12 protein-coding genes are annotated in these 13,414 nt (G+C 66.1%); 8 read left to right on the top strand and 4 right to left on the bottom strand.

The window, feature by feature from the left end:
• The first annotated feature begins 7 nt into the window (after positions 1–7).
• The 5 genes from tgt (at position 8) to fabV (ending at position 6,511) form a co-directional block, all read left to right on the top strand.
• Positions 8–1,138 (top strand): tRNA guanosine(34) transglycosylase Tgt, encoded by a 1,131-nt coding sequence (gene tgt, locus ACM0PY_RS06425; RefSeq protein ID WP_111200678.1) that lies wholly within the window; start codon positions 8–10, stop codon positions 1,136–1,138.
• Between the two features lie 134 nt (positions 1,139–1,272).
• Positions 1,273–1,617 (top strand): preprotein translocase subunit YajC, encoded by a 345-nt coding sequence (yajC, locus tag ACM0PY_RS06430; protein WP_005416201.1) that lies wholly within the window; start codon positions 1,273–1,275, stop codon positions 1,615–1,617.
• A gap of 61 nt (positions 1,618–1,678) precedes the next feature.
• Positions 1,679–3,535, top strand: a complete 1,857-nt coding sequence (gene secD / locus ACM0PY_RS06435; RefSeq protein WP_005416202.1) for a protein translocase subunit SecD — start codon at positions 1,679–1,681, stop codon at positions 3,533–3,535.
• A 16-nt stretch (positions 3,536–3,551) separates the two neighbouring features.
• A complete protein-coding gene (secF, locus tag ACM0PY_RS06440) occupies positions 3,552–4,532 on the top strand; it encodes a protein translocase subunit SecF (protein ID WP_049413603.1) in 981 nt (326 codons plus the stop codon).
• Between the two features lie 719 nt (positions 4,533–5,251).
• Positions 5,252–6,511 carry an enoyl-ACP reductase FabV gene (fabV, locus tag ACM0PY_RS06445; protein ID WP_111200677.1) on the top strand — a complete coding sequence of 420 codons (1,260 nt, stop codon included), beginning with the start codon at positions 5,252–5,254 and terminating at the stop codon, positions 6,509–6,511.
• Positions 6,512–6,619: 108 nt separating this feature from the next.
• Here the strand turns inward: fabV and ACM0PY_RS06450 are convergent, their stop codons facing one another.
• From ACM0PY_RS06450 to ACM0PY_RS06460, 3 genes are all read right to left on the bottom strand, one after another.
• Positions 6,620–8,689: an EAL domain-containing response regulator gene (locus ACM0PY_RS06450; RefSeq protein WP_111200684.1), complete on the bottom strand. Its 2,070-nt coding sequence runs from the start codon at positions 8,687–8,689 to the stop codon at positions 6,620–6,622.
• Between the two features lie 91 nt (positions 8,690–8,780).
• Positions 8,781–9,965 carry a BaiN/RdsA family NAD(P)/FAD-dependent oxidoreductase gene (locus ACM0PY_RS06455; RefSeq protein ID WP_180884494.1) on the bottom strand — a complete coding sequence of 395 codons (1,185 nt, stop codon included), beginning with the start codon at positions 9,963–9,965 and terminating at the stop codon, positions 8,781–8,783.
• The gene (locus ACM0PY_RS06460) at positions 9,962–10,510 is read right to left on the bottom strand and encodes a YaeQ family protein (protein ID WP_111200675.1); all 549 of its coding nucleotides are present in this window, start codon (positions 10,508–10,510) and stop codon (positions 9,962–9,964) included. Before ACM0PY_RS06460 ends, ACM0PY_RS06455 begins: the two co-directional genes overlap by 4 nt.
• A 124-nt stretch (positions 10,511–10,634) precedes the next feature.
• Between ACM0PY_RS06460 and ACM0PY_RS06465 the strand changes: the two genes are divergently transcribed.
• Positions 10,635–11,504 carry a pseudouridine synthase gene (locus tag ACM0PY_RS06465; protein WP_180884492.1) on the top strand — a complete coding sequence of 290 codons (870 nt, stop codon included), beginning with the start codon at positions 10,635–10,637 and terminating at the stop codon, positions 11,502–11,504.
• 13 nt (positions 11,505–11,517) lie between these two features.
• Here the strand turns inward: ACM0PY_RS06465 and ACM0PY_RS06470 are convergent, their stop codons facing one another.
• Entirely contained in the window at positions 11,518–12,006 is a 489-nt protein-coding gene (locus ACM0PY_RS06470; protein WP_180884490.1) for a YaiI/YqxD family protein, read from the bottom strand.
• A 302-nt stretch (positions 12,007–12,308) separates the two neighbouring features.
• Here ACM0PY_RS06470 and ACM0PY_RS06475 point away from each other — a divergent pair, with 302 nt between their 5' ends.
• Positions 12,309–12,518, top strand: coding sequence for a cold-shock protein (locus tag ACM0PY_RS06475; protein ID WP_005416210.1), 210 nt, complete (start codon positions 12,309–12,311; stop codon positions 12,516–12,518).
• A 188-nt stretch (positions 12,519–12,706) separates the two neighbouring features.
• Positions 12,707–13,396: a glutathione S-transferase family protein gene (locus ACM0PY_RS06480; RefSeq protein WP_010484523.1), complete on the top strand. Its 690-nt coding sequence runs from the start codon at positions 12,707–12,709 to the stop codon at positions 13,394–13,396.
• The last annotated feature ends 18 nt before the right edge of the window (positions 13,397–13,414 follow it).

Below are 13,414 nucleotides of genomic sequence, written 5' to 3' on the forward strand. Positions count from 1 at the left end.
CCGCTCCATGTCCCGACTGCAGTTCCAGCTCCAGACCCGCGACGGCCGTGCCCGCCGTGGCCGCCTGACCTTCCCGCGTGGCACGGTGGAAACGCCGGCCTTCATGCCGGTGGGGACCTATGGCTCGGTCAAGGGCATCCTGCCGGACCAGGTGCGGGCGTTGGGCGCCGAGATCATCCTCGGCAACACCTTCCACCTGTACCTGCGCCCGGGCCTGGACATCATCGCCGACCACGGCGGGCTGCACGGCTTCTGCCGCTGGGATGGCCCGATCCTGACCGACTCCGGTGGTTTCCAGGTGTTCTCGCTGGCCCATCGACGCAAGATCACCGAGCAGGGCGTGACCTTTGCCTCGCCCACCGACGGCGCCCGCGTGTTCCTCGGTCCGGAGGAGAGCATGAAGATCCAGAAGGTGCTCGATTCGGACATCGTGATGATCTTTGACGAGTGCACCCCGTACCCGGCCACCGAAGACGTTGCCCGCCGTTCCATGGAGCTGAGCCTGCGCTGGGCCCAGCGCAGCCGCAACGCGCATGACGAGCTGGGCAACGACGCGGCCTTGTTCGGCATCGTCCAGGGGGGCGTGCACACCGACCTGCGCAGCCGCTCGGCCGACGCCCTGCAGGCGATCGGCTTCGACGGCTACGCCATCGGCGGCCTGGCCGTGGGCGAGCCGGAGCAGGAGCGCAATGCCATGCTCGACCACCTGGATCCGGAGCTGCCGGGCGACCGGCCGCGTTACCTGATGGGCGTGGGCCGGCCGGAGGACCTGGTCGAAGGCGTGGCGCGCGGCGTGGACATGTTCGACTGCGTGATGCCGACCCGTAATGCGCGCAACGGCCACTATTTCACCTCGTTCGGCACCGTTCGCATCCGCAATTCCCAGTACGCGCGGGACATGGACCCGATCGAGCCGGGCTGCGGCTGCGTGGCCTGCACCGGCGGTTACACCAGGTCCTACCTGCGCCACCTGGACCGCTGCAACGAGATGCTGGCGCCGATGCTGGGCACCCTGCACAACCTGTTCTATTACGAAAAGCTCATGGCCGACATCCGTGCCGCGATCGAGGCGGGAACCTTCCTGGCCTTCCGCGAGTCCTTCTACGCGGCACGCGGAGCGGTGGCCCCGCCGCTGTAACCCCGACGCCCCCCTGCCGAACGGCCCAAGGACGAACGCCCGGGGCCGTGGCATACTTCAAGGCTGACCCAGATCCGCGGTCGACACCCCCGCCCCTCAAGGGACGGGAGCGCCGCCCAACCAAAGGACCAACGATGAACCTGCTTGCTTTCCTGATTCCCGCCGCCCACGCCCAGGCCGCCGGCGGCCAACCGCAGGGCATGGGCCTGACCACGCTGCTGTTCCCGATCATCCTGATCGCCATCATGTACTTCCTGATGATCCGCCCGCAGATGAAGCGGCAGAAGGAGCACAAGGCCATGCTGGAGAAGATCAAGCGCGGCGATGAAGTGCTGACCAACGGCGGCATCGCCGGCAAGGTCACCGACATTGGCGACCACTTCATCACCGTCGAAGTGGCCGACAACGTGCGCATCCGCGTGCAGAAGGGCGCTGTCGGCAGCGTGCTGCCGACCGGCACCCTGGATTCGGCCAAGTAAGCCACTCCCTTTCCGAAGCACAACCGCGGCGCCGGGGATGGCGCCGCGCGGGACCCAAGCAATGCTCGAATTTCCACGCTGGAAGTACGTCGTCATCCTGATCGTACTGGCGCTCAGCGCGCTGTATGCGCTGCCCAACATCTACCAGAAGGACCCGGCCATCCAGATCACCGCCAACCGTGGCGGGCAGATCGACGATGCGCTGCGCGACCGTGTGCTGGCCGACCTGAAAAAGGCCGGCATCGCCACCATCGGTGCCGAAAAGGAAGGGGAAAGCCTGATCGTCCGCCTGTCGGACCTGAAGTCGCAGTCCGCTGCCAGCGACGCCCTGCGTGACACCGTCGGCGAGAAGTACACCGTGGCGCTGAACCTGGCTTCGACCGTGCCGGACTGGCTGGCCAACCTCGGCGGTCGCCCGATGGTGCTGGGCCTGGACCTGCAGGGCGGCGTGCATTTCGTGCTGCAGGTCGACCAGAAGGCTGCCCTCGACAAGCGCCTGGATGCCTATACCGAAGACGTGCGCAGCACCCTGCGTGACGCGCGCATCGCCTACCAGTCGGTGGAACGCCGCGCCGATAACAGCATCGTGGCCAACCTGAGCCCATCCGCCGGCGATGACGCCGCGCAGCGTGCCCGCGCCGCGCTGGTCAAGGCACAGCCGACCCTCGGCTATGACGTCAGCGGCAACCGCATCACGGTCACCGTGCCGGAGACCGAGATCACGCAGATCGCCAACGGCGCCATCGAGCAGAACATCAACACCCTGCGCAACCGCGTGAACCAGCTCGGCGTGGCCGAGCCGATCATCCAGCGCCAGGGTGCCGACCGTGTGGTCGTGCAGCTGCCGGGCGTGCAGGACACCGCCGAAGCCAAGCGCATGATCGGTGCCACCGCCACCCTGGAGTACCGTGCGGTGGTTGAAGGCAATGCGCAGGACGCCATCAACTCCGGCCGCATTCCGCCGGAAGCGAAGGTCTACCAGCAGCGTGACGGCCGCGGCCCGATCCTGCTGAACAAGCGCGTGATCGTCACCGGCGACCAGATGGTCGGTGCGCAGGCGGTGACCGATTCGAACAGCGGCTCGCCGGCCGTCAGCGTGACGCTGAACAACGTCGGTGGCCAGCGCATGTTCGACTTCACCAGCGCCAACGTGAACAAGCCGATGGCGGTGGTCTACACCGAGCGCGTGCCGACCGTAACCGTCGTCGACGGCCAGGAAGTGCGTGGCTTCAAGGTCAACGAGGAAGTGATCTCGGTGGCCAACATCAACGGCGTGTTCGGCAAGAACTTCCAGACCACCGGCCTGCAGAAGAAGGAAGCCGAAGACCTGGCCAAGCTGCTGAAGTCGGGTTCGCTGGCTGCGCCGATGGACTTCGTCGAGGAGCGCGTGGTCGGCCCGAGCCTCGGCGCCGAGAACGTCAAGAACGGCATGCGCGCGGTGGTGTTCGCGTTCCTGTTCACCCTGGTGTTCTTCAGCGTGTACTACCGCATGTTCGGTGTGATCACCTCGGCAGCGATGCTTTTCAACCTGCTGATCGTAGTGGCGGTGATGTCGCTGTTCGGTGCCACCATGACCCTGCCGGGCTTTGCCGGCCTGGCATTGTCGGTCGGCCTGTCGGTGGACGCCAACGTGCTGATCAACGAGCGTATCCGTGAAGAGCTGCGAGCCGGCGTGCCGGGCAAGACGGCGATCGTGACCGGTTACGAGCGTGCCTCGGGCACCATCCTCGACGCCAACCTGACCGGCCTGATCGTCGGCGTGGCGCTGTTTGCATTCGGTACCGGTCCGCTGAAGGGCTTCGCGCTGACCATGATCATCGGTATTTTCGCCTCCATGTTCACCGCGATCACCGTGTCGCGTGCGCTGGCGACGCTGATCTACGGCCGCCGCAAGAAGCTCCAGAACGTGGCCATCTGACGGGACGACACGCACAATGAAACTGTTTCCGCTGCACATCCTCCCGAACGACACCAAGATCGACTTCATGCGCTGGCGCCATGTCGCCATGGCAGTCACCATCGTGGTGTTCCTGGCCTCGGTCGCCATCATCGGCATCAAAGGCTTCAACTACGCACTGGACTTCACCGGCGGCACCCTGATCGAAGCCCGCTTCGACAAGGCGGTGGATGTTGAGCAGGTCCGCACCAAGCTCGAGCAGAGTGGCTTCGAAGGCGCCCAGGTGCAGAGCGTCGGCGGCAACACCGACCTGCTGATCCGCCTGGCCCCGCACGGCGAGCATGCTCCGGGTACCGGCGATGCCGCCCACGAGGACAAGGCCACGGCCGCTGCCGTGGTGAAGGCGTTGTCCACTGCCGACAATCAGGCCACCGTGCTCCGCAACGAGTTCGTGGGCCCGCAGATCGGCAAGGACCTGGCGATGAATGGCCTGTATGCCACCATCTTCATGCTGGCCGGCTTCCTGATCTACATCGCGGTGCGCTTCGAGTGGAAGTTCGCGGTCACCGCCAGCATCGTGGCGATGTTCGACCTGATCGTGACGGTCGCTTACGTGTCCCTGCTGGGCCGTGAGTTCGACCTGACCGTGCTGGCCGGCCTGCTGTCGGTGATGGGCTTTGCGATCAACGACATCATCGTGGTCTTCGACCGCGTCCGTGAGAACTTCCGCAGCCTGCGCGTGGACTCGATGGAAGTGCTGAACCGTTCGATCAACCAGACGCTGTCGCGTACGGTGATCACTGCCGTGATGTTCTTCCTGTCGGCGCTTGCCCTGTACCTGTACGGTGGCAGCTCGATGGAAGGGCTGGCCGAGACGCACATGATCGGCGCGGTGATCGTGGTGCTGTCCTCGATCCTGGTGGCGGTGCCGATGCTGACGATTGGTGTGCTGCGCGTGAGCAAGCAGGACCTGCTGCCGAAGGCGAAGGACGTCGAGGCCCTGGCCCGTCGCCCGTAAGCGTTCGCGCTGCACGCAACACACAGAGAACCCCGCGCAAGCGGGGTTTTTTGTGTGCAGGGCTTGCAGCCCTGCACCCACGGTAGTGCCGGCCGCTGGCCGGCAACAGCAACAGCAACAGCAAGAGCGTGCCTTCCGTGGGTGGGCGGGGTGGTGTCGGAGTGCGGGGACGCCGCAAGTACGTCCGTGTAGGCTTGGCAGCCGCATCCATGCGGCTGACACCCCGCACTCCGACACCGCCCCACCTCTGACAGATCCCCACGGCTGTGGGTAGGTGTCGACCTGGGTCGACACATTTGTCAGATATCGAAACAATTCTGGGGTCAGATCCGTTTTCCTTCAGAAAACGGATCTGACCCCAAGAGCTGTTCCGACAGATCGCGGAAGACTGTCAAAGGCGGGGTGGGTCCGGTTGCGGGGGTGTCCGCGGCATGGATGCCGCGGCCAAGCCCCCATGGACGGGTTAACGGCGTCCCCCGCAACCGGACCCACCCCGGCATCCCTCAGTAGCCCGGCTTTTGACGTTGCTGTTGAGGTTGCCGGCCAGCGGCCGGCACTACCGCAGGTGCAGGGTGCAACCCTGCAAAAGAAACACCACCCTACGCCAGCGTCGGTTGTGCATTCGGCCCCCGCGCACTACGATCCTGCGGTTCGCGCGCGTGCGCGCCCGTACTCCTGCTGAGCGCCCCGTGCGCCGCATCTGCCAACCCGAGGTATCCATGGTCATCAAACCGCGCGTCCGCGGCTTCATCTGCGTCACCACCCACCCGACCGGCTGCGAGGCCGCGGTCAAGCAGCAGATCGACTACATCCGTGCGCGCCCGCCGATCCAGAACGGTCCCAAGCGTGTGCTGGTGATCGGCGCCTCCACCGGCTACGGCCTGGCTGCGCGCATCACCGCTGCCTTCGGCAGTGGTGCTGCCACCCTCGGCATCTTCTTCGAACGCCCGGGCAGCGAGACCAAGCCGGGTACCGCGGGCTGGTACAACTCGGCCGCGTTCCACAAGTACGCCGACGAAGCCGGCCTGTACGCCAAGAGCATCAATGGCGATGCCTTCTCCGATGAAGTGAAGGCGAAGGCCATCGAAATGATCAAGGCCGATCTGGGCCAGGTCGACCAGGTTGTCTACAGCCTGGCAGCGCCGCGCCGCAAGCACCCGAAGACCGGCGAGATCATCAGCTCCACGTTGAAGCCGATCGGCGAGCCGATCACCCTGCGCGGGCTGGATACCGACAAGGAAGTGATCACCGAGACCACCCTGCAGCCGGCCACCCCGGAAGAAATCGCCGGCACCGTCGCGGTGATGGGCGGCGAGGACTGGCAGATGTGGATCGATGCGCTGGCCGATGCCGGCGTGCTGGCCAATGGTTGTACCACCACGGCCTTCACCTACGTGGGCGAAGAGATCACCCAGGCGATCTACTGGAATGGCTCGATCGGCGCGGCCAAGAAGGACCTGGACACCAAGGTGCTGGGCCTGCGCGAAAAGCTGGCGAAAATCGGCGGCGACGCACGCGTGTCGGTGCTGAAGGCCGTCGTGACCCAGGCCAGCTCGGCCATTCCGACCATGCCGCTGTACCTGTCGCTGCTGTTCAAGGTGATGAAGGAAAAGGGCACCCACGAAGGCTGCATCGAGCAGCTCGACGTGCTGTACGACATCCTTTACGGCGGCAAGTCCGATGGCGTGGCGGTCGATCGCCTGCGCCACGACCTGGTCGATGGCGACGGCCACACCGTCGCGCTGGTCGATGAGGAAGGCCGCCTGCGTGCGGACTACAAGGAAATGGCCGCAGACGTGCAGGGCAAGGTGGTCGCGCTGTGGCCACAGGTGACCAACGAGAACCTGTACGAAATCAGCGACCTGGCCGGTTACAAGGCCGACTTCCTGCGTCTGTTCGGTTTTGGCGTGGAGGGCGTCGACTACGAGGCCGACGTCAACCCGGACGTGAAGATCGGCAACCTGGTCGACATGACCTGATCAAGCAGAAGGCCGGCGAAAGCCGGCCTTCTCGTTTGGTAGTGCCGGCCGCTGGCCGGCAACCCCGGGTACCTGAGGCTGCCGGCCGGCGGCCGGCACTACCCTCGGTCACCCGAATTCGAACCCCATCTCCGGCAACGCCGGACCGACGAAGTCGCCCTGCACGTAATCCACGCCGGCACTGAACAGCAGCGTCATCGAGTTGGCATCGCTGACGAACTCGGCAATGGTGCGGATGCCCGCTTCCTGAGCACGCGCGGTGATCTGGCTGATGCGGTCGATGTTCTCGCGGGTGGCAGCCAGGTCGCTGGTGAAGCCCCGGTCCAGCTTGAGGAACTGCGGCTGGAAGTGGGCCAGCAGCTGGAACGAGTCCAGCCCGGAACCGAACTGCTCCAGGCCGATGCGGCAGCCCAGTGGTGCCACTTCGGCAAGGAATTGCTGTGCACTGCGCAGGTGGGTGAACACCTTCGCTTCCGGTGCATGCAGCCACAGCCGTTCGCCGGGCACGCTCTGTGCCTGCAGCTCGCGGTGCAGGGTGGCGATCATCTGTGGGTCATCGAACGATTCCGGCGTGACCTTCACCAGCACCTGGGTGGCATGACCCGCACGTGCGCGTTCACCCAGCACCGCGATCGCCTGCGAGACCACCCAGCGGTTGATGTCGGCCAGCAGGCCGTGTTCCTCGGCGATGCCCAGGAACGCGGTCGGGCTCAGCAGCTCGCCATTGTTTTCCAGGCGCAGATAGGCTTCGTACAGCTCCAGTGGTTCGCCCTGCAGGTTCAGCACCGGCTGGTAGTGAAGCTGGAAACCGTCGCCGGCCAGCGCCTCGCGGATGCGCGCCACCCAGCGCTGCACACGCTCTTCCTCGACGCGGTCGGCGGCAGCGGGGTCGAAGATGCGGCAGGTGTTACCCAGCTCGGCTGCAGCCTGGGTGCATTCGCTGGCGCGCGCCAGCACCTGGCCGATGCTGGCGATCTTCTCACCGACCTGTACGCCACCGATGCTGACCGTCACCGTGGCCGAGCGTGCGCCGATGCTGAAGACGTGCGCGGCGTAGGCTTCTCGGATGCGCTCGGCCAGCGCCACGGTCTGTGCGTAGGGTCCGGCCTGCAGCACGGCGAAATTGTGTTCGCCGAAACGGGCCAGTTGCGCGTCCTCGCCAACCACTTCGGCCAGCAGGGCGGCGAGGGCGCCGATCAGGGTATCGGCCGAGGCCAGGCCGATATCCGGCAGCAGGCGCGCGTAGTGGTCCGGCTCGATCAGCAGCAGGCCGAACTGGCCCTCGCTGCGCCCGGCCTGGGCCACCGCGCTTTCCAGCTGCAGCATGAAGGTCGGGCGATTGAGCAGGCCGGTGACCTGGTCGCGCTGGCGCAGGTCCTCGACCTCGCGTGCCAGTTCGGGGTCGAACTCCATGCGGCGGCGGAGAACCACCTGCAGGCAGGACTCGCCCTCGTAGGTGGCCGCCGCAAATTCCATCGTCGCCGGGAACGCACTGCCGTCCTGGTGGCGCGCGTCGAGCTGGTACTGAGGCGGCGGCGCCTCGCCACGGCTGAGGCCCTTCAGCAGCTGCTTGAAGCCCTCCACGTGCTGGGCGGCGACCATGTCCAGCAGCGAAATGCCTTCGATGTCGTCGAAATGCTCGTAGCCGAACATCTCCAGGTAGGCGTCGTTGGCGCGGATGTGCATGCCTTCATGCACGTAGGCGATGGGGTCGCGCGAGGAGGCGATCAGCGCGTCGCAGCGGCGCTCGGTCTCGCGCATCTGCGCCTCGATGCGGCGCAGGCCGCGGCGCGCCTGCAGGTCCACCCACTGGTCGCGGACCACGGCGAGCAGGTGCTCGGGGCGCTGGCGCAGGGCAAGGGCACGGATGCCATGGCTGCTGGCCTGCACCAGTTCGTCCTCGTCGATGCGCTCGGCCAGCAGCACCAGCGGGATGTCCTTGCCGCTGGCGGCGATGTGCTGGGCTGCCAGCTGCAGCGGAATGCCCTGCGACGGCGAGGCCAGCACCAGGTCGATGGCCTGGCTGGTCAGCACCTGGGCCAGCTCGGCTGCATCCTGTGGGCGCCACGGGCGTACCGCGATGCCGCTGTTGCGCAGGGTGCTGACGATGGCTTCGGCATTCTCGCCGCTGTCATCGACGATCAGCAGGCGGATGGTGATGTCGTTCGCGTTCTGCATGCACTGCTCCCCAATCTGCGAATCTAGATACACGATGCGCGGCGAACCGTCCATGCGCGTCCCCCTTGCGCGCATGGAACGGCGAAGTGGTTCACACCACGCCGCCCGCTGCGTGGCCGCTTGCCCAGGCCCATTGGAAGTTGTAGCCGCCCAGCCAGCCGGTCACGTCCAGCACCTCGCCAACGAAGTGCAGGCCGGGGACGCGCTTGGATTCCATCGTTGAGGATGACACTTCGGCGGTGTCCACGCCGCCCAGGGTGACCTCGGCGGTGCGGTAGCCTTCGGTGCCGCTGGCCACCAGCGGGAATGCGCCCAGCAGCTGCGCAGCCTGGCGCAGCACCGGCTCGTCCAGCTGGCGCACGGGGCGGTCGGGCAGCCAGTGCTCGCACAGCCGCTGTGCCAGCCGCTTCGGCAGTACCTCGCCCAGCACCGTGCGCAGCTCGGCGGCGGGGCGGTCGCGCTTCATCTTGCGCAGCCACTCGCCGGCATCCTGGCCCGGCAACAGGTCCAGCTCCAGCGCATCGCCGGGCTGCCAGAACGAAGAGATCTGCAGGATGGCCGGGCCGCTCACGCCACGGTGGGTCAGCAGCATGAAGTTCTGGAAGCTCTTGCCGTTGCAGCGCGCCTCGATCGGCAGTGCGACGCCGCTGAGGTCGGCCAGCCGCTCCTGGTGCTTGCCGCTGAGGGTCAGCGGTACCAGCCCGGCGCGGGTCGGCAGCACCTGGTGACCGAACTGGCGGGCCACTTCATAGCCAAAGCCGCTGGCCCCCATGCTGGGAATCGACAGGCCGCCGGTGGCAACCACCAGCGAGGCGCAATGGAACAGGCCGTGCGTGGTGTGCACGCGGAAACCATCGCTGCCATGCTCGATGCGCTGCACGCTGCAGTCGCTACGGATCTGCACGCCGGCCGCCTGGCATTCGTCCACCAGCATTTTCACGATCTGCTTGGAGGAGACATCGCAGAACAACTGCCCCAGTTCCTTTTCGTGATAGGCGATGCCGTGCTTGTGCACCAGCTCGATGAAATGCCAGGGCGTGTAGCGGGCCAGCGCCGACTTGCAGAAATGCGGGTTGGCCGACAGGAAGTTGGCCGGGGTGGTGCCGGTGTTGGTGAAGTTGCAGCGGCCACCGCCGGACATCAGGATCTTCTTGCCGACCTTGTTGGCATGGTCGATCACCTGCACCTGGCGGCCGCGCTGGCCGGCAGTGATCGCGGTCATCAGCCCGGCTGCGCCGGCGCCGATGACCACCACATCGCAACGGATGGCGCTCATGTGTTGGAGCGCTTGCGCCAGTTCGGGATCACGTCGAGCTGCATCTGATCGTTGAGCAGCTGCACTTCACCGTCCTGGATCAGCACGCTCCAGCGCATCGCGCGCTGGATCTGCTGGCCCCACAGTTCTACGAAGGCACCGTCGAGGTCGACCACCGAAAGATTGTCGAAGCGCGCCAGGCCCTTGCCCTGCTTGCCCCACCAGATCTCCGAGGCGTTGCCGCCATAGTTGACCACCTGCACCTGGCGGCTGCGGTTGCTGGCCTTGCGGATGCGCGATTCGTCCGGATGGCCCAGGTCGATCCACTGCAGGATGTCGCCGGTGTAGTCGTGTTCCCACAGGTCGGGTTCGTCATCGGTGCTCAGGCCGCGGCCGAACTCCAGGCGGTCGCCGGCGTTCAGTGCGAAGGCGAGCAGGCGCACCATCAGGCGCTCGTCGGTCTCGGACGGATGCTGGGCCAGGGTCAGGTTGTGGGTCGCGTAGTAGCCGCGATCCATGTCGCTGATCTGCAGTTCGGCCTTGCGGATGGTGGCGGTAAGAGCCATGGGGGGTCCGTGGACTAAAGACGACAATGATAGAGGTTTGCTCCGGGGGTGTCCGTGGCTGGGCTGTCTGCGCAGCGTCAACGGTGGCACGCTTGCGTTCTTTCCCGTGGCCGGAGTGGACGCCATGACCTTGCCCAGCCGACTGCAGTTGCCGCCCGGCCCCTGGGCCACCCTGCTGGATGGCCTGTGTGCACGTTTCCCGCGCATCGCGCGCGCGCAATGGCAGGATCGCTTCGCGCGTGGCCGTGTGCTGGATGCGCAGGGCAGGGCGCTCACTGCGGACATGCCCTGGCAGGTCGGGCGGGAGATCCAGTACTTCCGCGAGGTGGCCGACGAACCGGTGATTCCCTTTGTCGAGACCATCGTCCATCTGGATGCGCACCTGCTGGTGGCCGACAAGCCGCATTTCCTGCCGGTGACACCTGCGGGTGGGCATGTGCGCGAGACGCTGCTGGCGCGGCTGGTCGCCCGCACCGGCAATGCCGATCTGGTACCGCTGCACCGGCTGGATCGGCTGACGGCCGGGCTGGTGATGTTCTCGACCCAGCGAGCGTCGCGCGATGCTTACCAGCGCCTGTTCCGTGAGCGGCGCATCGAGAAGACCTATGAGGCCCTGGCACCGGCGCTGCCGGGGCTGGCGTTTCCGTTGCAGCGGGACAGCCGGTTGGTGTCGGGCGAGCCGTTCTTCCGCATGTTCGAAGTGCCCGGTGAACCCAATACGCGCAGCCGGATCGAGCTGATCGAGGCCGAAGGGGCGATCTGGCGCTACCGGCTGCTGCCGGAGACCGGCCGCAAGCATCAGTTGCGCGTGCACATGGCCATGCTGGGGGCGCCGATCATGGGTGACGACCTGTACCCGCAGCTTCGGCAACGGCCACTGGATGTGGCCGAGTCACCGCTGCAGCTGCTGGCGCGGGCTCTGGCCTTCGACGACCCGTTGAGTGGCGCACGACGGATGTTCAGCAGCGGCCGCAGCCTGAGCCTTCCGGCTTAGGGCGGCCAGGCGCTCAGCGGGCCGGGCGTCGCGCCAGCCAGCGGTCCAGCTCGGCGGCGAACAGCTGCCGGTCGCGGGGACCCAGGGGCGGCGGTCCGCCGGTCTGGGCCCCGGCGCCGCGCAGCTCCTCCATGAAATTTCGCATCGACAGCCGCTCGGCCATGTTGTTCGGGGTGTACAGCTGGCCGCGCGGGTTCAGCGCCACGGCCTTTTTCTCCAGCACCAGCGCAGCCAGTGGGATGTCCTGGGTGACGACCAGGTCTCCGGCGGCGACCCGCTCGACGATGGCGCTGTCGGCCACGTCCAGGCCCTGCGGCACCTGGATCGAGCGCAGCCAGCGTGAGGGCGGGGTGCGGATCCACTGGTTGGCGACCAGGGTCAGTTCGATCCCCACCCGTTCAGCCGCACGAAACAGGATGTCGCGAATGACAGTCGGACAGGCGTCCGCGTCCACCCAGATGCGAGAGGGCGCGTATTCAGCGGGGGTTTCAGCTTCAGTCATTTCCCCAGTGTAGGGTAGGAAAAACCTGAATGGGGGCTCGGGGTTAGCCGCGAACGGCTGCCAACCCTTGTCACGCCTAGCGGGTGACCTGTTCCCATGAACGTCGGGACTATCGCTTTTTGCGGAAAACACGCGTATCGTGCGACCCACTGTGTTTGCTAGGGTCACCGTGAATCGTGGCCTGGTGCAGTTGATCTCACGATCCGCTCATCGATCCGCTTTACCAACGCCTGCAACTCAGTCTCGGCCCCGATACCCGGTGGCTGCGATTTTTTTCAACATGTGTTTCAGGAGTTAGTAAAATGTCTGAACGTCAGACCGGCACCGTCAAGTGGTTCAACGACGCCAAGGGCTTCGGCTTCATCACCCCGGAAAGCGGCCCGGACCTGTTCGTGCACTTCCGCGCGATCCAGGGCACCGGCTTCAAGACCCTGCAGGAAGGCCAGAAAGTTACCTTCATCGCCGTCCAGGGTCAGAAGGGTATGCAGGCTGACCAGGTGCAGGCGGTCTAATCCGTCTGCTACCGTTGGGTAGCCAGAGAACGCCGGAAGCGAGAGCTTCCGGCGTTTTTTATTGCCCGCTGTTTTTTGTAGAGTCGAGCCACGCTCGACAGTTCTCAAAGACAGTGGAGCATGGCTCGGCTCTACAAAGGGCATGCAGCCGGCGCGGTAGGATGGAGACCTTCCCGAGGGCCGTCCCCATGCGCATCGTTCATCACCTGGAAAACTCCCGTTCCCTGCGCGTGCTGTGGATGCTGGAGGAGCTGGGGCTGGACTACGAACTGCGCCGCTATCCGCGTGATCCGAAGACGCTGCTGGCGCCGCCGGAACTGCGCAACGTGCATCCGCTCGGCAAGTCACCGGTGCTGCAGGATGGCGAGCTGGTACTGGCCGAGTCCGGTGCGATCCTCGACTACCTCGCTGACCGTTACGACACGCAACGCCAGCTGTCGCCGTCACCGATGCCGGCTGACGGGGCCGAACGCATCGCTTACCGCTACTGGCTGCACTACGCCGAAGGCTCGGCGATGCCGCCGCTGCTGCTGACCCTGGTGATGGGCCGCATACGCAACGCGCCGATGCCGTTCTTTGCGCGCCCGATCGCACGCAGCATTGCCGACAAGGCCGAGCGCGGCTTCATCGGCCCGCAGCGGCGGCTGCATCTGGACTGGATGGAGCGCCGTCTGGCTGAAAGCCCGTGGTTTGCCGGTGAGCGCTTCAGTGCGGCCGACATCCAGATGAGCTTCCCGATCCAGGCCGCTGCCGCGCGTGGCGGTGGGCTCGACGACAAGCCGGCGCTGCGCGGCTTTCTCAAGCGTATTGGTGAGCGCCCGGCCTACCAGCGTGCCGAGGCCCACGGCGGCCACCTGCAGGCGCTCAGCGGCAATTGAGGCGGGCGGCCGTCGCCC

Origin of the sequence: Stenotrophomonas sp. BR163, from assembly GCF_047520985.2 — a bacterium.
GTDB lineage: Bacteria > Pseudomonadota > Gammaproteobacteria > Xanthomonadales > Xanthomonadaceae > Stenotrophomonas > Stenotrophomonas sepilia.

Excerpts from the sequence above, each read along its gene's own strand:
- tgt (WP_111200678.1), top strand. The coding sequence starts at position 8 with ATGTCCCGACTGCAGTTCCAGCTCCAGACCCGCGACGGCCGTGCCCGC.
- yajC (WP_005416201.1), top strand. The coding sequence starts at position 1,273 with ATGAACCTGCTTGCTTTCCTGATTCCCGCCGCCCACGCCCAGGCCGCC.
- secD (WP_005416202.1), top strand. The coding sequence starts at position 1,679 with ATGCTCGAATTTCCACGCTGGAAGTACGTCGTCATCCTGATCGTACTG.
- secF (WP_049413603.1), top strand. The coding sequence starts at position 3,552 with ATGAAACTGTTTCCGCTGCACATCCTCCCGAACGACACCAAGATCGAC.
- fabV (WP_111200677.1), top strand. The coding sequence starts at position 5,252 with ATGGTCATCAAACCGCGCGTCCGCGGCTTCATCTGCGTCACCACCCAC.
- ACM0PY_RS06450 (WP_111200684.1), bottom strand. The coding sequence starts at position 8,689 with ATGCAGAACGCGAACGACATCACCATCCGCCTGCTGATCGTCGATGAC.
- ACM0PY_RS06455 (WP_180884494.1), bottom strand. The coding sequence starts at position 9,965 with ATGAGCGCCATCCGTTGCGATGTGGTGGTCATCGGCGCCGGCGCAGCC.
- ACM0PY_RS06460 (WP_111200675.1), bottom strand. The coding sequence starts at position 10,510 with ATGGCTCTTACCGCCACCATCCGCAAGGCCGAACTGCAGATCAGCGAC.
- ACM0PY_RS06465 (WP_180884492.1), top strand. The coding sequence starts at position 10,635 with ATGACCTTGCCCAGCCGACTGCAGTTGCCGCCCGGCCCCTGGGCCACC.
- ACM0PY_RS06470 (WP_180884490.1), bottom strand. The coding sequence starts at position 12,006 with ATGACTGAAGCTGAAACCCCCGCTGAATACGCGCCCTCTCGCATCTGG.
- ACM0PY_RS06475 (WP_005416210.1), top strand. The coding sequence starts at position 12,309 with ATGTCTGAACGTCAGACCGGCACCGTCAAGTGGTTCAACGACGCCAAG.
- ACM0PY_RS06480 (WP_010484523.1), top strand. The coding sequence starts at position 12,707 with ATGCGCATCGTTCATCACCTGGAAAACTCCCGTTCCCTGCGCGTGCTG.